General features: G+C 42.7%; 19 protein-coding genes, 1 tRNA gene and 2 pseudogenes. 13 read left to right on the top strand and 9 right to left on the bottom strand.

Features of this window, described 5'->3' with window-relative positions; genetic code table 11:
- Positions 1-82: 82 nt before the first annotated feature.
- From MKY18_RS14140 to MKY18_RS14115, 6 genes are all read left to right on the top strand, one after another.
- Positions 83-301 carry a hypothetical protein gene (locus MKY18_RS14140; protein ID WP_065099029.1) on the top strand — a complete coding sequence of 73 codons (219 nt, stop codon included), beginning with the start codon at positions 83-85 and terminating at the stop codon, positions 299-301.
- 177 nt (positions 302-478) lie between these two features.
- Positions 479-622, top strand: coding sequence for an XkdX family protein (locus MKY18_RS14135; RefSeq protein ID WP_185106824.1), 144 nt, complete (start codon positions 479-481; stop codon positions 620-622).
- A gap of 36 nt (positions 623-658) precedes the next feature.
- Complete coding sequence (locus MKY18_RS14130) at positions 659-871, top strand: BhlA/UviB family holin-like peptide (RefSeq protein ID WP_003213245.1); 213 nt, start codon at positions 659-661, stop codon at positions 869-871.
- Between the two features lie 11 nt (positions 872-882).
- The gene (locus MKY18_RS14125) at positions 883-1,146 is read left to right on the top strand and encodes a phage holin (protein WP_003212734.1); all 264 of its coding nucleotides are present in this window, start codon (positions 883-885) and stop codon (positions 1,144-1,146) included.
- A 19-nt stretch (positions 1,147-1,165) separates the two neighbouring features.
- Positions 1,166-1,969: an N-acetylmuramoyl-L-alanine amidase gene (locus MKY18_RS14120; RefSeq protein WP_065099028.1), complete on the top strand. Its 804-nt coding sequence runs from the start codon at positions 1,166-1,168 to the stop codon at positions 1,967-1,969.
- Positions 1,970-2,083: 114 nt separating this feature from the next.
- A complete protein-coding gene (locus MKY18_RS14115) occupies positions 2,084-2,272 on the top strand; it encodes a hypothetical protein (RefSeq protein ID WP_044140750.1) in 189 nt (62 codons plus the stop codon).
- Positions 2,273-2,326: 54 nt separating this feature from the next.
- On the opposite strand, the gene MKY18_RS14110 is transcribed toward MKY18_RS14115, so the two are convergent.
- The 5 genes from MKY18_RS14110 to MKY18_RS14090 all read right to left on the bottom strand — a co-directional run bounded on the left by MKY18_RS14110 (position 2,327) and on the right by MKY18_RS14090 (position 5,233).
- A tRNA-Ala gene (locus tag MKY18_RS14110) sits at positions 2,327-2,399 on the bottom strand.
- A gap of 98 nt (positions 2,400-2,497) precedes the next feature.
- The gene (locus tag MKY18_RS14105) at positions 2,498-3,781 is read right to left on the bottom strand and encodes a tyrosine-type recombinase/integrase (protein ID WP_342497549.1); all 1,284 of its coding nucleotides are present in this window, start codon (positions 3,779-3,781) and stop codon (positions 2,498-2,500) included.
- A complete protein-coding gene (locus tag MKY18_RS14100) occupies positions 3,774-4,268 on the bottom strand; it encodes an ImmA/IrrE family metallo-endopeptidase (RefSeq protein ID WP_342497548.1) in 495 nt (164 codons plus the stop codon). Before MKY18_RS14100 ends, MKY18_RS14105 begins: the two co-directional genes overlap by 8 nt.
- Positions 4,269-4,345: 77 nt before the next feature.
- Complete coding sequence (locus tag MKY18_RS14095; protein WP_342497547.1) at positions 4,346-4,996, bottom strand: hypothetical protein; 651 nt, start codon at positions 4,994-4,996, stop codon at positions 4,346-4,348.
- 18 nt (positions 4,997-5,014) lie between these two features.
- Entirely contained in the window at positions 5,015-5,233 is a 219-nt protein-coding gene (locus tag MKY18_RS14090; protein WP_342497546.1) for a hypothetical protein, read from the bottom strand.
- Between the two features lie 230 nt (positions 5,234-5,463).
- Here MKY18_RS14090 and MKY18_RS14085 point away from each other — a divergent pair.
- The 3 genes and pseudogenes from MKY18_RS14085 to MKY18_RS14075 form a co-directional block, all read left to right on the top strand.
- Positions 5,464-5,562 (top strand): annotated as a pseudogene (locus MKY18_RS14085) (phage holin); the annotation flags it as partial.
- A 58-nt stretch (positions 5,563-5,620) separates the two neighbouring features.
- On the top strand, positions 5,621-6,433 hold the full coding sequence (locus MKY18_RS14080; protein ID WP_342497545.1) for an N-acetylmuramoyl-L-alanine amidase: 813 nt from the start codon (positions 5,621-5,623) through the stop codon (positions 6,431-6,433).
- A gap of 529 nt (positions 6,434-6,962) precedes the next feature.
- Positions 6,963-9,803: a collagen-like repeat preface domain-containing protein gene (locus MKY18_RS14075; RefSeq protein ID WP_342497544.1), complete on the top strand. Its 2,841-nt coding sequence runs from the start codon at positions 6,963-6,965 to the stop codon at positions 9,801-9,803.
- Between the two features lie 837 nt (positions 9,804-10,640).
- Here MKY18_RS14075 and MKY18_RS14070 read toward each other — a convergent pair.
- The gene (locus MKY18_RS14070) at positions 10,641-11,198 is read right to left on the bottom strand and encodes a GbsR/MarR family transcriptional regulator (RefSeq protein ID WP_265208383.1); all 558 of its coding nucleotides are present in this window, start codon (positions 11,196-11,198) and stop codon (positions 10,641-10,643) included.
- A 207-nt stretch (positions 11,199-11,405) separates the two neighbouring features.
- Here MKY18_RS14070 and betB point away from each other — a divergent pair.
- Together betB and MKY18_RS14060 are read left to right on the top strand one after the other, a co-directional pair.
- Positions 11,406-12,873 (top strand): annotated as a pseudogene (betB, locus tag MKY18_RS14065) (betaine-aldehyde dehydrogenase).
- Between the two features lie 27 nt (positions 12,874-12,900).
- On the top strand, positions 12,901-14,109 hold the full coding sequence (locus MKY18_RS14060; RefSeq protein WP_265208382.1) for an iron-containing alcohol dehydrogenase: 1,209 nt from the start codon (positions 12,901-12,903) through the stop codon (positions 14,107-14,109).
- Between the two features lie 208 nt (positions 14,110-14,317).
- Here the strand turns inward: MKY18_RS14060 and MKY18_RS14055 are convergent, their stop codons facing one another.
- On the bottom strand, positions 14,318-14,797 hold the full coding sequence (locus tag MKY18_RS14055) for a DinB family protein (protein ID WP_192878364.1): 480 nt from the start codon (positions 14,795-14,797) through the stop codon (positions 14,318-14,320).
- Between the two features lie 204 nt (positions 14,798-15,001).
- Here MKY18_RS14055 and MKY18_RS14050 point away from each other — a divergent pair, with 204 nt between their 5' ends.
- On the top strand, positions 15,002-15,532 hold the full coding sequence (locus tag MKY18_RS14050) for a hypothetical protein (protein ID WP_065098973.1): 531 nt from the start codon (positions 15,002-15,004) through the stop codon (positions 15,530-15,532).
- An 11-nt stretch (positions 15,533-15,543) separates the two neighbouring features.
- Positions 15,544-17,091 (top strand): flotillin family protein, encoded by a 1,548-nt coding sequence (locus MKY18_RS14045; protein WP_003213366.1) that lies wholly within the window; start codon positions 15,544-15,546, stop codon positions 17,089-17,091.
- 30 nt (positions 17,092-17,121) lie between these two features.
- Here MKY18_RS14045 and ftsW read toward each other — a convergent pair whose 3' ends face one another.
- Together ftsW and rodA are read right to left on the bottom strand one after the other, a co-directional pair.
- The gene (gene ftsW / locus MKY18_RS14040; protein WP_342497543.1) at positions 17,122-18,264 is read right to left on the bottom strand and encodes a putative lipid II flippase FtsW; all 1,143 of its coding nucleotides are present in this window, start codon (positions 18,262-18,264) and stop codon (positions 17,122-17,124) included.
- Positions 18,261-19,415, bottom strand: a complete 1,155-nt coding sequence (gene rodA / locus MKY18_RS14035) for a rod shape-determining protein RodA (protein ID WP_065098971.1) — start codon at positions 19,413-19,415, stop codon at positions 18,261-18,263. Before rodA ends, ftsW begins: the two co-directional genes overlap by 4 nt.
- Position 19,416: the final 1 nt, after the last annotated feature.

Genomic DNA, 19,416 nt, shown 5'->3' with positions numbered 1-19,416 from the left:
TGAAAGGAGAATCACATGAAGATAAAAGACACCACGTACTTTCAAAACAAGTGATACAGCCCATGCAGATCTGTTTAATGACATGGTAAAGGTTATTATTGAAAATGATGCTGAACTATTAAATCATATCAATCAACACGAAAATGATGTAACATCTCATGCATCTAAAACAGAAAATCAGAAATGGAATCAATCTCAGCTATATAAAATGACGAATGATAACGGATCCCAGTTGATCAATATCCCATCTGGCGGCAGTATTTATAACGGGATAAAATCGTTAGGTGCCTGCTTTTTATAAAGCTGCATTTGATGTGGAAAAACAACACGGGTATGAATCAGCGACACAGGAGTATATAGATAGCCTAAAGCAAGCCCCTCTCCCGCCAAGTGATATAGAACTTTTAAAGAAACAAAATGCTTTGTTATCGAAACAACTCATGCAACTATTAACTATGCAAAAAGTAGGTGCTTCAGAATGATGTTTCCGACTGTAGCGGATATCAAACAATTCTGGGACTGGCAGTGTTACGACTCAGAGGACATAGCAATTTATGTAAGCATTGGCTGGATCTCGGCAGAAGACTATCAAAATATAACTGGAGAAATATACGAAGCCTAATGGCTTTATTTTTTTGCCGGAAAGAAGGTGATTTCAATGGAAGTAGATGTTGTTCAAAACTTAATGACACAAGGCCCGTTTGCCGTTCTTTTTTGTTGGGTGCTGTTTTATGTATTAAACACAACAAAGGAAAGAGAAAACAAGCTCAATGAACAAATCGAGGCGCAAAATGATGTGTTAGCAAAGTTTAGTGAGAAGTATGATGTGGTGATCGACAAACTCGACAAAATTGAACGGAATTTAAAATAGGAGGAGAAATCATGAAGACATTCGACAAAGGCACTGTGATTCGCACAGTGCTTCTTTTTATTGCGCTCATCAATCAAACGCTTGTCATGTTTGGACAGACGGTGCTGCCGATTAGTGAGGAGCAAGTACAAACCGCTGGTGAGGCACTATATGTAGCAGGTTCCACCATTTTTACGATGGTTACAGCCATTATCGCTTGGTTTAAAAACAATTATGTAACCTACAAAGGTCAATTACAAAAAGATACCCTGAAACAAAGAGGGCTAACAAAATAATCGTTTAAGGAGAAACAATATGGTCAATATCATTCAAGCCTATATTCCAAAACACAACCGCAACAGACCAGGAAATACGATGAAGCCGCTCTATATTACGGTGCATAATACCTCTAACACGGCAAAAGGTGCAAATGCGGGGAGTCACGCTGCGTTTGTTGCACGTTCAAGTACCGGAGTCAGTTGGCATTACACTGTCGACAATCAAGTGATTTATCAACATTTACCGTTAAACGAAAACGGCTGGCACGCAGGAGATGGCAGAGGCAATGGCAATATGAAATCAATCGGAATTGAAATTTGTGAAAATGCAGACGGCAACTTTGAACAAGCAGTCGAAAATGCCCAATGGCTCATTCGAAAGCTAATGGGCGATTTGGGAATTCCTTTATCAAATGTAGTGCCTCATAAACATTGGAGCGGGAAAGAATGTCCAAGGAAATTGCTCGGACGGTGGGATCAATTTAAAGTTGGAATAGCCACAGATCGTACCGGCAGCAAAAGCACAAGAAAGCCAGTTCGAACAGAGAGCTTGAGTCACAAAGCACCAGTTACCAAACAGAAATCGTCAAATCTGCCATCTGGCATCTTAAAAATAACCAAGCCCTTAACAAAAGGACCACAAGTCATAGCCGTGCAAAAAGCCTTATCCTCCCTCTATTTCTACCCAGACAAAGGGGCAAAAAACAACGGGGTTGATGGCTATTATGGATCAAAAACAGCGAATGCGGTCAAGCGGTTCCAGCTTATGAATGGTCTAGCGGCAGATGGGATATACGGTCCGAAGACGAAGAACAAAATCGAACGATTGCTGAAAAAGTGATCATTCATAAAGTGCTATCAGCAGGTGAATGGATTTCCCCTTGCTGATAGCTAACAAAAAATGACATCATTTGTGATATAATCGACCGAATCACTATCATAAGGGGAGAGTGAAATGAAAAAGGAACTGTTCCAAGTCATCATACTGTCAGTGCTGCTCATCTATTTCTTTTATCACGGAATGACGAGTGATTATCCTGTGTCTTACACAATTATTCTCATCACGGCTTATGTCTCTGTGATTGCGTACCGCATCATAAAGATATTAAGGTTAAGAAAAAACAAAGAACAAACAGAGCTGTAAGAAATAAATACATAAAAAAACCATCCTTGATTTCTCAAGAATGGTTTTTCGTTATGGAGCATAGCGGGATCGAACCGCTGACCTCTACGCTGCCAGCGTAGCGCTCTCCCAGCTGAGCTAATGCCCCGGGATGTTTCAACAAATATTATTATATTTAATTCCCCCTTAGAATACAAGGGGGAAGGCTATTTTTTTATTTTTGATAAGAAATCTCTCAATTTTGTATTATGCATTATTTTTAACCTTGGGGACGACTTGGGGACGGAAATTTCCTATCTCTGAATTTGTGTTTCTCAGATGTTTAGGATCAAACTTGTTAAAGTGATTCGCTGCACTCTTTTTCATTTCATCTGTTACATGGCCGTATATATCAGATGTTGTTCTGGCGCTAGCATGTCCAGCACGTCTTTGAATAGCACTTATGCTTTCACCAGCTTCCATCAATAAAGCCACCATAGTGTGACGCAAATCATGTAAACGGATATTTTTTATTTTATATTTTTGTGTGATTCGCTTCCATTGGGTAGTTGGTGTAGTGTAATAATAGGGATTTCCAAACCCACTATGAAAAATGTATTGGTGATCTCCACCCTCCCAGGCGTCATTTAACTTTTCCTTTTCTCTTTTCCACATATGATAAAATAGAGCCAATTCATTCATATACCAATCTGGCATCTGCACAAATCGTTTTGAACTTTTGGACTTAGGTTCTTTCACATGTGGTTTGCCATCAACTGTCTTTGAAAGTGAACGATTAATTTTAAATCCACCAGCATCCCAATCTACATCTAAATGCCATTCGAGTGCAAGACCTTCACCGCGTCTCAATCCTCCTATCATCGCAGCTAAGAAATAAAGTCTCCATTTGATATCAACTTCTTCATATAGAACCTTAATACATTGAGCAGGTTCATCAGCTTCAAAATAGTTCATTTCCTTCTTCTCGTTGACCGGCAAGGGCAATCCCTTCATTGGATCAATCTTGATAATCTTCCATTCTTCAGTTGCGGTTTTAAAAACCACCTGTAGTAATTTAAAAATATCTAATATTGATCTTTCTCCTAATCCTCCTGGCTTACCATCTTTTCTTGCACCATCCTTTGATAAATCATCTAAAAAGTCTACGATATGTAAACTCTTTATTCGTTCTATCTTCATGTGTCCAAAAACGGGGAGAACGTGATTTTTTAAGAGACTCCAATAAACATCCGATGTTGTCAAAGAATAAGGTTTTCCACTCTTTTGGTAGAGCTTTTTTTCTTTCCACTTATAGATGAAGGATTCAAAGGTTAGTTTTTCTGGTTCGATATATTCTCCAGAATTGACTTCCATCTTGAACTGATAGAGTTGATCCGAAAGGTATTCCTGCAATTTTCTTTTTGTTTTTAACAGTTTATGATCCTCTATACGAATAGTTTTATATTTTCTTAACCTTTTTCCATTAGCATCATATCCAGTTTCAACAACTAATCTAAAAGAATTGCTGCCTCTTTTTTCAATGCTAGCCATATAAAACGCTCCTTGTCTGAGAAAAAACTTTTTGATTGTAAAGGTTTAATCGATGCTTCGCAAATGATGGAGTAACTTTAAAAGTTTTAGTTAAAAATTGAATTGCTTGGTCAGGGTCTACAGGTATATTTACTGATCTCAACATAAAAGTTGGTACTGCAAAATGGTACATAAAATTATTCGACTTCCATTCTTGATATAACCTAAATGAATCGGGCATGATCAGTTGATTTCCCTTATGAAAAAGAATGTGGCCAACTTCATGACAAAACTTTTCCCATCTAATGCTTTTATTCAATCTCTTATCTAAGATAATAATTTGGGTATCCTGATTAATTATGGCTCTTGATGAAATGTCTTTATAACAAACTTCAATCCCTAATTTTCCAGAAATAGTATCAATAGATTGTTCAGAAGGATTTAAGATTTTCATTTCTGCATATAGTCTATTAACGTTATCTTCTAAATGAGTATAGATATATTTCAATTTAATAAGCTCCTTCAAGTTAGTTTTGGGAACTGGTGTTCTATTTTTGGGTAAAAATAAATACTCTTATCGAGCATTTATTTTAAATTAACTGTTAATTCTTTTGGCTCGGAAACGCTATCCAAATTTTCGTCAAATGGAGCACTCATCACAATTCTAACGCTTTTTATTTTAGAAACATCAGAATCAATAGGTACAGCAATTTGATAATCTCTTTTCGCATTACCAAAAAGTTTCATATCATATTGTTCAAGGTCAGTATAAAGGTTATTATTACTGACCTTAACCTGTTCTTTAGTGTCTAAAATTAAATGACTAATACCAGAAAAATTAATAGTTTCTTTATCTGTATTCTCTACAGAAAATTTAATATCAATAAAATGAAAAGGGTTTGTTAATTCAATATCAGTTAAACTTTGATAGTCACTTAGTCGATCATCAGGAATATTTGACAACTTCATTAAGTTGACATGTTCAAAATTTATGTTGAGCGGGCCCATTTTCTGTGATTTAATTTGTTCTTGGCTTTTTAAGTAATGAAATAATTCTCCTGTTTCATCATCTTTGTAACTGTCATTTGTCAGTTTTTCATTAGCTTCTTTTTGCCTTTTCTCTGAAACTTTTTCTTGTGAGTTTGCCGAAGGTTCATCTGTCGTCTTAGTTGAGTTACATCCAGCTAAGAAAACGAGCAATGATAGGCAAATTACAAACATTGATTTCTTCCTCATAATTGCCCCCTAAAGGAATCATTTGTTCTGTTTTTTTTCTCTCTCTTTTCTCTTTTTAAACAACTCGTATACCACTTCAAATTCTTCAATTAATTCTTCCACATCTTCCGGTTTACTATCAAAGAACAATCCGTCATGGGATTTTGCCCACTCATAAATCTTTCTTTGATACTGAGTCAGTTTGGGACTTTCAGAATTACTTGTCTCACTCTCATCGATGTAACCAGCTTTGATCATTAATTCTTCATAATCACATTGATATGCTTTAGAAATTAATTTTAGTGTTTCTGGAGTTGGTTTGATTTCTTAAACCAAGCAGCAAGCACTACCCATGATGATTTAATCCAGTTCCATGTGCTTTTAAATAGGTTCCAGAAAGTACAGGTTCCCTTGTCTTTGATCGCATCATAAATATTTTTGTCAGCTGGGACAGAAATCAAGTATTTGCCGTCATCAGCTGTGATCTAATTGTCACAACCCTTGTTGCATGGTTCAAAAACAACTATGTGACATCTAAAGGACAGAAGCAGAAAGAAACGCTGCAACAAAAAGGATTAACGAAATAAAGGGCTGCCACACAAGGTGGCTCTTTTTATATTTAATTGATCAAAGGAGACGATAAACGTGGTAAAGATCATTAAAGATTTTATTCCGAGAAGCAATAGGAACCGCCCAGGCAATTACATGAAGCCGCTATATATTACAGTCCATAACACAGCTAACACTGACCAAGGAGCAAATGCCTTGCGTCATGTTAATTATGTGAAAAAACCTAATACAGCTACAAGCTGGCACTTTACAGTGGATGATAAAGTCATTTATCAACATCTGCCGTTAAACGAAAACGGATGGCATGCGGGAGATGGTCGGGGAACGGGTAACATGAAGTCAATTGGAATTGAAATTTGTGAAAACGCAGACGGCAATTTTGAAAAGGCGGTAGAGAACGCCCAATGGCTAATTCGTAAGCTGATGACAGAGCAAGGTATTCCGCTGGCCAACGTCGTGCGACATAAGAGATGGAGCGGCAAAAATTGTCCTCGCAAGCTGTTGAATCGTTGGGATTCCTTCAAAGCGGGTATTGCAACCGCTCATACGAGTAAAAAGGCAACAGCAAAGCCGACAAAAGCGACACCTGTCAAAAATACACCTTCCAAGCCAAAAGCAAGTAAACCTAAAAAATCAGTTAACTTGCCATCTGGCATTATTAAAGTAACCAAGCCTTTGACAAAGGGCGCTGGAGTAAAAGCATTACAGGAGGCTCTGGCTGCTGTTTATTTCTATCCTGAAAAGGGAGCTAAAAACAACGGGATTGATGGCTATTATGGACCAAAAACTGCGAATGCGGTCAAACGATTCCAGCTCATGCATGGTCTTAGCGCTGACGGCATCTATGGACCAAAGACTAAAACAGCTCTTCAAAAAGCATTGAAATAAGTAACAAGATAAAAAAGACCTCACATCATATGAGGTCTTTTTCTATTCACAAGCGTTAGAGGAGGTTTCCCTTACATATTTTACCCAAATCTTCTAGTGGTTATAACTCAAAATTTATAAATAATCACTTTTCCAATTCCACTTACATATAGTATACAGACCGCATGTCTTTCATCTTTCATGGTTTTACCCCATCTAGAAAAAATCTCCCCCTATGGGGAGGTCTTTTCTTTTTGTGTCTTTATCTTATTTTTCTTTTCTTGTGGAGGGGAATAATTTATTGTAATTCCTTACTAATGCTTTTTTGAAAACTATATAAGAAAAAGAACATTATACATATTTATCAATAATAAAAATGTTGTTATAAATCATCTGTTAATTTAGACTTTTTATTCATTTTGCTAAACAATCTCACTAATGTAGATCAGGTGCATAAGATGTCAAAGAGGTGATTTTATGAAAAGGTGTAGGTGTTGTGGAAAATTATGTACATCTCATTCGGGAAATAATAATAAACGAGGAAGTTGGTATGGTTCGTATGAAGATTATGACTGGGAGTGTGATAGCTGTAAGAAAGGAAAAACAAAAACCAGTGAAAAATCCTTGCTGTGGAAAGGATCCTTGTGTGTGTGTCATCCAAGGTCGTCCAGGGGGTAGAGGTAGAAGAGGCCCAGCAGGTCCAACAGGTCCAACAGGTCCAACGGGACCAGGAGTAGGAGCAACAGGAGCCACCGGTCCTACCGGAGCGACAGGAGATACAGGAGCCACAGGAGCCACCGGCGCAACCGGGGCCACAGGTCCAACGGGAGCAACGGGAGCAACAGGAGCAGCAGGAGCAACAGGAGCCACGGGAGATACAGGAGCCACCGGCCCTACCGGAGCGACAGGTGCAACCGGAGATACGGGAGCCACCGGCGCAACCGGGGCCACAGGTCCAACGGGAGCCACCGGCGCAACAGGAGCAGCAGGAGCCACAGGAGCCACAGGAGCCACAGGAGCGACAGGAGATACAGGAGCCACCGGCCCTACCGGAGCGACAGGAGATACGGGAGATACAGGAGCCACCGGTCCTACCGGAGCGACAGGAGATACGGGAGCCACGGGTGTCACGGGAGCCACCGGCCCTACCGGAGCCACAGGAGATACAGGTGCAACGGGAGCCACAGGAGATACAGGTGCAACCGGTCCTACCGGAGCGACAGGTGATACAGGTGCAACGGGAGCCACAGGAGATACAGGTGCAACCGGTCCTACCGGAGCGACAGGTGATACAGGTGCAACGGGAGCCACAGGAGATACAGGTGCAACCGGTCCTACCGGAGCGACAGGAGATACGGGAGCCACCGGCCCTACCGGAGCGACAGGAGATACGGGAGCCACGGGTGTCACGGGAGCCACCGGCCCTACCGGAGCCACCGGCGCAACCGGGGCCACAGGTCCAACGGGAGCAACCGGCGCAACAGGAGCAGCAGGAGCAACCGGCGCAACAGGAGCAGCAGGAGCCACAGGAGCCACAGGAGATACAGGCGCAACCGGAGCCACAGGAGCCACGGGAGTAGGATTAACAGGAATTGTGCCATTTGATCCAGTAGTAGCCCCAACTTATCCAGTGGGTCAAGTGGTGACATCCAATGGCAGTACGTATATCGTAAATACCGCGCCCCCAACAGGAACACCAGGTACGTCTCCAGATTACACATTGATAGCAGGTGCAGGAGCAACCGGCCCTACCGGAGCGACAGGAGATACAGGAGCCACCGGCCCTACCGGAGCGACAGGAGCCACCGGCCCTACCGGAGCGACAGGAGATACAGGTGCAACGGGAGCCACCGGTCCTACCGGAGCAACAGGAGATACAGGTGCAACGGGTGTCACGGGAGCCACCGGTCCTACCGGAGCGACAGGAGATACTGGTGCAACAGGAGCCACCGGCGTAACGGGAGCAACTGGTCCAACGGGAGCCACGGGAGCCACCGGCCCTACCGGAGCAACAGGAGATACAGGTGCAACGGGTGTCACGGGAGCCACCGGTCCTACCGGAGCGACAGGAGATACTGGTGCAACAGGAGCCACCGGCCCTACCGGAGCGACAGGAGATACAGGAGCCACCGGCCCTACCGGAGCGACAGGAGCCACCGGCCCTACCGGAGCGACAGGAGATACAGGAGCCACCGGCCCTACCGGAGCGACAGGAGCCACCGGCCCTACCGGAGCGACAGGAGATACAGGAGCCACCGGCCCTACCGGAGCGACAGGAGATACAGGTGCAACGGGAGCCACCGGTCCTACCGGAGCCACGGGAGCAACAGGAGCAACCGGAGCCACAGGAGATACAGGTGCAACGGGAGCAACCGGAGCAACAGGAGCAACGGGAGATACAGGAGCCACGGGAGCCACGGGAGCAACCGGAGCCACGGGAGCAACCGGACCAACAGGAGCCACAGGAGATACAGGTGCAACGGGAGCAACCGGAGCAACAGGAGCAACGGGAGATACAGGAGCCACGGGAGCCACAGGAGCAACCGGAGCCACAGGAGCAACCGGACCAACAGGAGCCACAGGAGATACAGGTGCAACGGGAGCAACCGGACCAACAGGAGCCACAGGAGCCACGGGAGCAACCGGACCAACAGGAGCCACAGGAGCCACGGGAGCCACGGGAGCAACCGGACCAACAGGAGCCACAGGAGATACAGGAGCCACGGGAGCAACCGGACCAACAGGAGCCACAGGAGATACAGGAGCCACGGGAGCAACCGGAGCCACGGGAGCAACCGGAGCCACAGGAGCAACCGGACCAACAGGAGCCACAGGAGATACAGGAGCCACGGGAGCAACCGGCGCAACCGGAGCCACAGGAGATACAGGTGCAACGGGAGCCACGGGAGCAACCGGAGCCACAGGAGCAACCGGACCAACCGGAGCCACAGGAGCAACGGGAGCAACCGGAGCCACAGGAGATACAGGAGCAACGGGAACGCTTGCAACAGCCTCTGCTGCTATTGCTAGATTCGTTCCTGAAACCATTGCTGATAATGCTAATATTCCATTAATTGGGAATAATTTCTTTGATAATATAACTTTGACTCCTCCAGATACTCTTGTCTTACCACAAAGTGGTACTTATGACTTAAAGGCAATTGTTTCCGCTGATGCTGGGCAAGCTGGTCCGCTTTTCATTGATATAATCCTCAATGGTGTTTTTGCTATCGCTAGTGGTAGAGTTAACGCAACCACAGCTGGTCTAGAAGTAACAGCTATCGGTTTTGCACCTCAAGTTGCTGCAGGAAGTACACTTCAATTAAGGAATGTTAGCGGGCAGGCTATTTCAATAAATCAGGTAAGATTTACTGTTGTCAAAATCAGTTGATCACAGTAGTAACAGGATTGGTTGATATTAATCCGTTTATATTAGGTTTATATATTGACTTAGCAACGATAGTTAGTTGGATAACTTTGTAATGTGTGTTGGTATTATGGTGTTCTATTAACAGGAGGAGTTAGTGTTTTTAATCATGATAGCTCTGGATTGTAATAAATAGAACACCAGCTTCGTTTGCTATATATTAGTAAGATAGTTGCGTAGCACTGTATTGGTTGGAAAAAGTATTATAGTCGCAGGTAATTTGGCTCCAATATTGAGAAAGTCTTAACTCTAGCCGCGCAAATTAAATATATCAATTAAACAGGAAACGAGGTCGTTGTAATCTAAGATAGTTTTGGTGATTCCACAGTGGGTTAAGAGTGTTGATATATTAATCACGTAATTGAAACTCAGGGATGACTTTAACAGAGTCATCCCGTTCTAATTCATTCGAAAAAGCACTACTAAAAAAGCTGGAATGATGCAAAATCGGGCTTTGTAAATATGACATTTAAACTCGACAATGCTCCTAAAAGATATATCAATTCAAAACGTATAGGTAAAATTAAAACAGACCATGAAGGGTCTGTTTTTTTATGGGGACGGATTGGGGACCAACCCTTTCAGTTTTGTTCAGAAATGAAAATTTATAATCAGAAAGGCTCATCATAGAACCTTATTAAATCAGTCTTTTTCAGAGAACGTCTGTTTGCTTCGGGTGATGTCGTTCACCCTGCCAGCGTAGCGCTCTCCCAGCTGAGCTAATGCCCCGATGTGTTACGACATAATTTATTATAATCAATCCTCCTGTAAAATTCAAGCTTTAAAACGCACACACATCTTCTATTTATCTTTCTGATCAATCGGGATATAGTCAAAGATTTCCCCTGAATGAACAGAGTCTGCTAAGCGTCTCAGCCAGTCATAGTAGGCTTTTGAGCTTTCAAGCTGCTCTATGAGCTGCTGCGCTTCCTCTCTTATATGTTCCTCCAGCTGATCATCACGTGCCACCTCTTGAAGCCGCACTTGCGCTTCTTCTATCGCCGCTAAATTGACCTCGACCTCTCGTTCCCATTTTTGTGGAAAGAAGTTCATGAAAAACTTAAAAAAGTCTTTTTCAGCAACAAAGCTATGTTTTCTTCGTCCTCGGTGAAAGGTCTTTTTGACAATATTCATGTCTTGGAGTTTTTTCACACCCGTACTCATACTTGGCTTGCTCATTTGCAGCTCTTCACGCATTTCATCCAGCGTCATTTCTTCATTTAAATACATGGTCCCATAGAGAATACCAGCACTTCGTGTAATTCCATAGAGATCCATCGTTTCAGCTATGGAATCAATGACTAGATCTTTAGCAGCTAAAAAACGATCCTCTGCTTGTGACTGCTCCTGCTTTTTCATCTTGTCCCTGCTTTCTATTTAGAGAATTCAATACGTTCAAAAAAATCTTTATGGACTATATGTTAACGAAAGAATGCAAAATGTCAAAAGAAAATGAAGCATATCTCCCTTTGACAGAAAAATTTGAACATGATACGTTAATTATGTTCAAAACGTTAAATTTTTATTTAACAAATTTATTGAAAAGAATCAGAGGAGGTTCCTTCTATGAGTCAAACACTATTTATAGATGGACAATGGGTTGGCGCCAAAAGTGGCGACACGCGGGATATCATCAATCCATTTAATCAAGAAGTGATCGCGACAGTCAGTGAAGGATCAAGAAATGACGCGCAGCTCGCCATTAAGGCAGCGAGAAAAGCCTTCGATCAAGGTGACTGGGCAAACTTGCCTGGACTTGAAAGAGGAAATATGGTGTTTAAGATTGCTGAATTGATTAGACGTGATCTTGATGAACTAGCCAAATTGGAATCGCTTGATACTGGTAAAACAGTAGAGGAAAGCAAAGCTGATATGGACGATATTGCGAACGTGTTCCAATATTATGCAGGGCTTGCCGACAAAGATGGTGGGGAAATCATTGCATCGCCGATCCCGAACTCAAAAAGTGAATTAGTCAGAGAGCCTGTCGGTGTATGCGGGCAAATTACTCCTTGGAACTATCCATTGCTTCAAGCGAGCTGGAAAATCGCTCCTGCTCTAGCGGCGGGGAATACAATCGTATTAAAGCCAAGTGAAATTACACCACTCACCACGATCAAAGTATTCAAACTCATGGAAGAAGCAGGCATTCCAGCAGGGGTTGCGAACCTAGTCCTTGGGCCAGGTGCAACGGTTGGTGATGAGCTTGCTGAATGATCAAGTAGATTTGATTTCATTTACAGGCGGTATTGAAACAGGCAAGAAAATCATGCAGGGAGCCAGTGGGAATGTGAAGAAAATCGCCCTTGAGCTCGGCGGGAAAAATCCGAATATTGTGTTTCAAGATGCTGATTTAGACGTAGCGGTTGACCAGGCAATGAATGCTGTGTTTTTCCATTCAGGGCAAGTGTGTTCAGCAGGTTCACGTTTGCTAGTGGAAGAATCCATTCATGATGAATTTTTAGAAGAACTGGTGAAGCGTACGAAAAAAATCAAGCTAGGCAACGGCTTTGATGAAGGAACCCAAAGCGGCCCGCTCATCTCAGCTGAGCATCGAGAAAAAGTAGAAAAATACGTCAGCATTGGGTTAGATGAAGGCGCCAAATTAGAAACAGGCGGAAAAAGACCTGACGCAGAGGAGCTTTCAAATGGGTTCTTCTACTTGCCAACGATTTTCTCAGGCTGCACGTCAGAGATGCGGATTGTCCAGGAAGAAGTCTTTGGCCCAGTATTGACAGTTGAATCCTTCCGTACAGAGGAAGAAGTGATTGAGCTGGCAAACGATACAATTTATGGATTAGCAGGAGCCGTGTGGTCTACTGATATCAGCAAGGCCGAAAGAGTCGCTCGTCAATTAAGATTAGGCACAGTTTGGATCAATGATTTCCATCCTTATTTCGCTCAAGCACCTTGGGGCGGATATAAACAATCAGGTCTAGGACGTGAATTAGGGCGCACCGGGCTCGAGGAATATACGGAGCTGAAGCATGTATATCGTAATACAAAACCTGAAGCGATTCGTTGGTTTCAATAAAAATCACACATTTGGAGGAGATTCTATATGACATTAAATATGAAAATTGAAAGCATGCAGAAATTCCATACATTTGAAATTCCGACTGTCATCAAACATGGCATCGGTGCAGTGAAACATGTTGGGGAAGAAGTAAAAGCATACGGTGTCTCAAAGGTATTACTTGTAACAGACCCAGGTATTTACCTGGCGGGCGTGGTAGATCCAGTGATTGCTTCATTAAAAGAAGCACAAATCGATGTGGTGCTATTTGATAAAGTAGAGCCAAACCCGCCAGTCCGGTTAGTGAATGAAGGCTCTGCGTTATATGAAAAAGAAGGCTGTAATGGATTAGTTGCAGTAGGCGGCGGAAGCTCAATGGATACAGCGAAGGCGATCGGTGTAGAAGCGACGCATGAAGGCTCAGTCCTTGATTACGAAGCGGCAGAGGGAAAAAAACCGCTTGAAAAGAGAATCCCACCTTTAACCACTATTCCAACAACGGCTGGTACAGGTTCAGAAGTAACGCAGTGGGCAGTGATTACAGATGAAGAAAGAGAATTCAAATTCAACACAGGTGGCCCGCTCATTGCAGCTCACCTCACAGTCATTGATCCAGAGCTTCATGTATCCATGCCGCCTCATGTGACAGCAATGACTGGAATTGATGCACTTGCACACGCCATTGAATGCTATACAATGAAATTTGCTCAGCCTATTACAGATGCGGTCGCGCTCATGGCCATTGAATATGCAGCTCATTATATTCGCCGTGCCTTTGCCGATGGTGAGGACTTAGAAGCCAGGTATGGAATGGCACAAGCTGCAATGCTTGCCGGGCTTTCTTATGGAAGCGAGTCAGCTGGAGCTGCACATGCGATGAGTCAAACACTCGGAGGCATTATTCCTGTAGCGCACGGTCAGTGTGTCGCAGCAATGATGGGACCGGTGATGGAGTATAACTGGAAAGGGTATCCCGAAAAATTTGCTCGTATTGCGCGAGCATTTGGAATTGATATTAGCCGAATGTCAACAGAGGAAGCCGCAAAAGCAGCAGTGAACTGGATGTATGATTTAGTGGAAGACCTAGAAGTTCCTTCATTAGAAGAACAAGGTGTATCAAAAGATATGATTGACCGCTTATCTAAAGAAGCAATGAAAGATCCGCAAACAATTGGAAACCCAAGAGATCTAAACGAAAAAGCGTACAACTGGATTTATGCTCGCTGTTTTGATCTAACACCTAAAACAGTGTAACAATGAAAAAAGGCTAAAATGATCTTTATTTTAGCCCTTTGTCTTCTTTTCAGCTCAGCGTGATAGAAAACCTTTGAAGTCTAGGAAGGACGAGTACTGGCGCGGAGCGAATTTGACATTCGTGAGCACCAGCACGCAGGACTGACACCGAATGCGAGGGTTTGTCTACACGCTGAAAAGGCTCCCAAAAGGGAGTCTTTTTTATGTCTTATAGCTGTTCTTTAATTTCTTTGATTTGATGGATATGGCGTTTTTCGTGTGCGCCGATAAAATCAAGATATTGCTTAAGGGATAACTCTTCAAACACAGGGTGTGCAATGACGCGCTTGAAATCATCCTCAGTAAATGTTGATAAAATTTGATTGAGCTGCTCACGTGCTGTATCGAGCTCATCTTTTAAATGTGTAGGTGTCACATGCTTGCGCTCTGGCTCAACAATACTAGGCGCAGTCGCTTTTCTAGAACGATCCTCTGCCATTTCCACCGGCTTTGGCTCATATTCTTTGATCGGTGCTTTTTTTCCCTCAGCAGCTAGATGTTTTGCTGCCACGAGGTCCATCTTCTTTAAATGCTCTGCCACCTCTTGAATACTCCAAGTATCATCAGATAATTTTTGATTCAATTGTTCTTCGTTCAAACCTTGTAGCTCTTGCCACAATTCTTGTCTTGCATCATGTAATAAACTCATTTTCATCACCTCAAGATCAAATTTTAACATACTGGTACATGACAATCATTCTTTAGCTATCGGCGAATTCCTGTGAAGAATTGTGAGGAAATTTGAAACCTTTACAAAAGTGGTTCGTATTACCTGTTAGAAGGAATACATTGGAGGTGAGCATGGTCTAAATGAAACAAAGGCTGTTCATTTCATGAAGAAAGGGTGAGGAAGATGGATGTGTTCGGGCTGCCACTTCAGACGCTGTATTTATACATATTGATGATATCAGGAATCCTGACACTTGTTTTCGTCTTTTTCGGCGATGTATTTGATGGATTGTTTGAAGCGATTCCTGTTCCATTCCTTCAACCAACATTAATTCTCGCATTTCTTACCTTTTTCTCGGCTGGAGGGTTTATCTCTGAAAAAACAGCAATTGTAGGGAGTGGACTTGGCGCAGTCTTATCTGCCATCCTCGCAGTAGTTCTTGTGACCTGTTTGAATGTATTTGTCTTAGTCCCGCTTTCCTCAGCTGAAGAATCTCTCTCATATACGGAGGCCGACTTAAAAGGAAGAACTGGGGAGATCATTGTATCTGTTCCAAAAGACGGGTTTGGAGAAGTGCTGTTAATTAGTAATAGCGGGAAAATCTCAAAGCCTGCCGTCAGTTTCGACGAAGAGGAGATTCCATATGGAACTCAGGTACTGGTCGTCGAAGTGAACAAAGGCGTCTTATCAGTTATACCAAATGAAGAAATCTAGGAGGGAATGCTATGCCAGGAACAACCATTTTGATTATCATTGGAATTGTGCTTGTGATTCTGATTGCACTTATTGGTGTATTTGTTTCGAAATACCGGACTGCAGGTCCAGATGAAGCGTTAATCGTCACAGGAAGTTACCTAGGAAGTAAAAATGTCCACGTGGATGAAGGTGGAAACAAGATTAAGATTGTAAGAGGAGGAGGTACCTTTGTACTCCCTGTTTTTCAACAAGCAGAGCCGCTCAGCTTACTATCTAGCAAGCTAGATGTTTCAACACCTGAAGTCTATACTGAACAAGGTGTTCCAGTCATGGCGGACGGAACAGCCATCATTAAAATCGGCGGATCGATTGAAGAAATTGCTACTGCTGCAGAGCAATTTTTAGGTAAAACAAAAGAAGACCGCGAAAACGAAGCGAGAGAAGTTTTAGAAGGACACCTTCGCTCCATTTTAGGGTCAATGACAGTTGAAGAGATTTATAAAAACAGAGAGAAATTTTCTCAAGAAGTACAGCGTGTCGCTTCTCAAGATCTAGCGAAAATGGGCCTTGTCATTGTATCGTTTACAATCAAAGATGTCCGTGATAAAAATGGCTATTTAGAATCACTAGGTAAACCTAGAATTGCCCAAGTGAAACGCGATGCAGATATTGCAACAGCAGAAGCAGATAAAGAAACACGTATCAAACGTGCAGAAGCAGATAAAGATGCGAAGAAATCTGAGCTTGAGCGTGCCACTGAAATCGCTGAAGCAGAAAAGATCAATGAGCTGAAAAGAGCAGAATTCAGACGTGAACAAGATACAGCAAAAGCAAGTGCCGACCAAGCGTACGATCTTGAAACAGCACGTAACCGTCAGCACGTAACTGAACAAGAAATGCAAGTGAAAATCATTGAACGTCAGAAGCAAATTGAATTAGAAGAAAAAGAGATCCAGCGTCGTGAGCGTCAATACGATTCTGAAGTGAAAAAGAAAGCAGATGCGGATCGTTATGCGGTTGAGCAGTCAGCTGCGGCGGAAAAAGCGAAACGCCTCGCTGAAGCAGATGCCAAGAAATACAGCATTGAAGCAATGGCAAAAGCAGAAGCTGAGAAAGTCCGAATTGACGGGCTTGCCAAAGCGGAAGCTGATCGTGCGAAAGGGGAAACAGAAGCAGAAGTCATTAGACTGAAAGGACTTGCGGAAGCGGAAGCGAAAGAGAAAATCGCTGAAGCATTCGAACAGTATGGTCAGGCAGCAATCCTTGATATGATTGTGAAAATGCTTCCTGAATATGCGAAGCAAGTCTCTGCACCACTTTCTAACATTGATAAAATTACGGTTGTGGATACGGGAGGTAACGGAGAAGGTAGCGGTGCCAATAAAGTCACTGGCTATGCTACAAACCTCATGTCCAGTCTGCAAGAAAGCCTGAAAGCATCCTCTGGAATTGATGTCAAAGAAATTATTGAGAACTTTTCCGGCAAAGGCAATGTGAAGCAAAGCATTCAGGAACTAACGAATGAAATCAAACAACCAAGAAAAAAAGAGATCGCTGATACTCAAATAGAAGAATAAAATCAATAGACACCTTCCAACAGAAGGTGTCTATTTGGCATGCGCCCGATATGGATTCCTTTTTACATATGAAGAAAGATTTACGAGAATACCAGCAGATATCATCATGAACACTAGGGAGGAGCCGCCATAACTAATGAAGGGAAGCGGAATGCCTGTGATCGGAAGAAGACCAAAGACAGCACCTAAATTAAAGACTGCTTGGAGCATGATTTGAAACGTAAGCCCGATCGTTAACAGTTTTCCAAAAGGGTCATGTAAAGCCCGCACAATTCGCATTGCGCGATACATGATGAGTAGATATGCACCCATCACAATCAAAATCCCCATGATGCCCAGCTCTTCACTGATAATGGCCATAATAAAATCCGTATGGGCTTCGGGGAGAAAGCCTAGCTTTTGAATACTCCCGCCTAAGCCATTCCCTGTCAGTCCGCCTGAATTCATTGCGAGATACGAATGAATCAGCTGATAGCCATCTCCATCTTCATACTGAAAAGGATCACGAAAAGAAGTCAGCCGCTTCAAACGGTAAGGTGCTGTCACTGCAAAAAAAGTGATACCTGCTACGGCAGTCGATCCTAGCAAAATAAGATGGCGCGTTTTCAGCCCAGCACATAATAAAATGATGCCACAGCTTGATAAAATAGACACAGCTGTGCCTAAATCAGGCTGCTTTAAGATTAATAAAAAAACAAGACTTAAAAGGATGAGTGGCGGCAGCACGCCTTTTTTAAAAGATGTAATGTACGCCTGTTTTTTCGCGTACACATAGGCAAAATAGATCACCATCACTAGTTTCACAGCTTCAGAAGGTTGGAGCATAAGAGAGCCCAGCTGAATCCACCGCTGTGAATTGTTTTTGACAACACCGATTCCAGGAATCAGGACTAGGATGAGACATAGCAATGACAGCATGACAAGCCATTTCATCCATTTACGATAAATCTGATAAGGGAAAAGAGCGGCAATGAAGAAAAAGAATCCCCCAATCAGGAGCCATTGCCATTGTTTGATAAAGAAATAGCTGCCCTTCTCATACTTTACTTCTCCTAAAGGATAACTTGCACTGTACACCATCAGTAAACCAAATAAGCAGAGGAACACAATCGTTCCAGCAAGAACGCGGTCAACTTTTTTGAAATGAGATAGAAGAAATGCCATCCTCTTCAATTCCAGTTGTCTCCAAACATATAGGATGATGACCTGATATTGACACTAAACACGAGGCCAATGGCGATCATGTTAGTCAATAGCGCACTGCCTCCATAACTGATAAAAGGAAGCGCAAGTCCCGTCACAGGCATTAAACCGATTGTCATCCCTACGTTTTGGAAAACTTGAAACACGATCAGCCCAACGACTCCTGCACATATGTACAATCCATAAAGCGTATTAGCATGCATAGCCACATGAATGATTCGGTAAATCATCATTAAGTACAAACACATCAAAAGGGAGGCGCCGATAAAACCAAACTCCTCACCAATGACGGCAAAGATAAAATCCGTATGCGCTTCAGGGATATTACCTCCTTGTACTTGATGCCCCTGTGTAAAACCGCTACCTGATAATTGACCTGATCCAATGCCGAGCATCGATTGTTTCAGCTGATACCCGTATGTTGAATCAAATTCATCGGGAGAGAGCCAGCCATAAATGCGATCAAGCTGATGTGGCTTAATGATTTTTGTGAAATGCTCAAAGTGTTCGTTGTGTAAGTAGACCAAAAATGAAAGAAGTGCAAGAAAAGAAGCCATTAATGCGGCCATCATCTTGCTAGAAATTCCTGACACAAGCATCAGTGTAAAGGCGATAGATAATATCACGAGCGCTGTCCCTAAATCAGGCTGAATTAAAATGAGGAAAAAAGGGACAACGGTCCAGCAAACGATTTTACTTGTAGGAATGATGCTTTCTTTAAACGAAAATCGCTGATGCTTGTATTGGTTCAAGACAGCCGCTAGCAGCAGGATCACAAAAATTTTCATGAACTCTGATGGCTGAACTTTAATTGAACCGAAGCTGATCCATCTTTGGGATCCGTTTTGACTCGTTCCGAAAAAATGCACAAGAATAATGAGAAAAATACCACCTGTAAATAACCGAAAAGATAAACGCTCAAGAAGTTCATAATCAAAGTATGCAGCAACGGCCATAAGACCGAAACCGACGATATACCAGAAAATTTGTCTTTTGACGAAATAAAACATATCCTGCGATTCATACTGTCCTGATCCGCTATATACAGCTATCAGGCTGATGACAAATAAACAAATCACAGTGAGTAAAAGTATGAAGTCAATGTTGTACTGTTTTTTCATA

Origin of the sequence: Bacillus sp. FSL R7-0672, assembly GCF_038601465.1 — a bacterium.
Lineage (GTDB): Bacteria > Bacillota > Bacilli > Bacillales > Bacillaceae > Bacillus > Bacillus pumilus.
The sequence above is the reverse complement of the archived record's forward strand: the minus strand, read 5'-3'. Positions and strand labels throughout refer to the sequence as shown.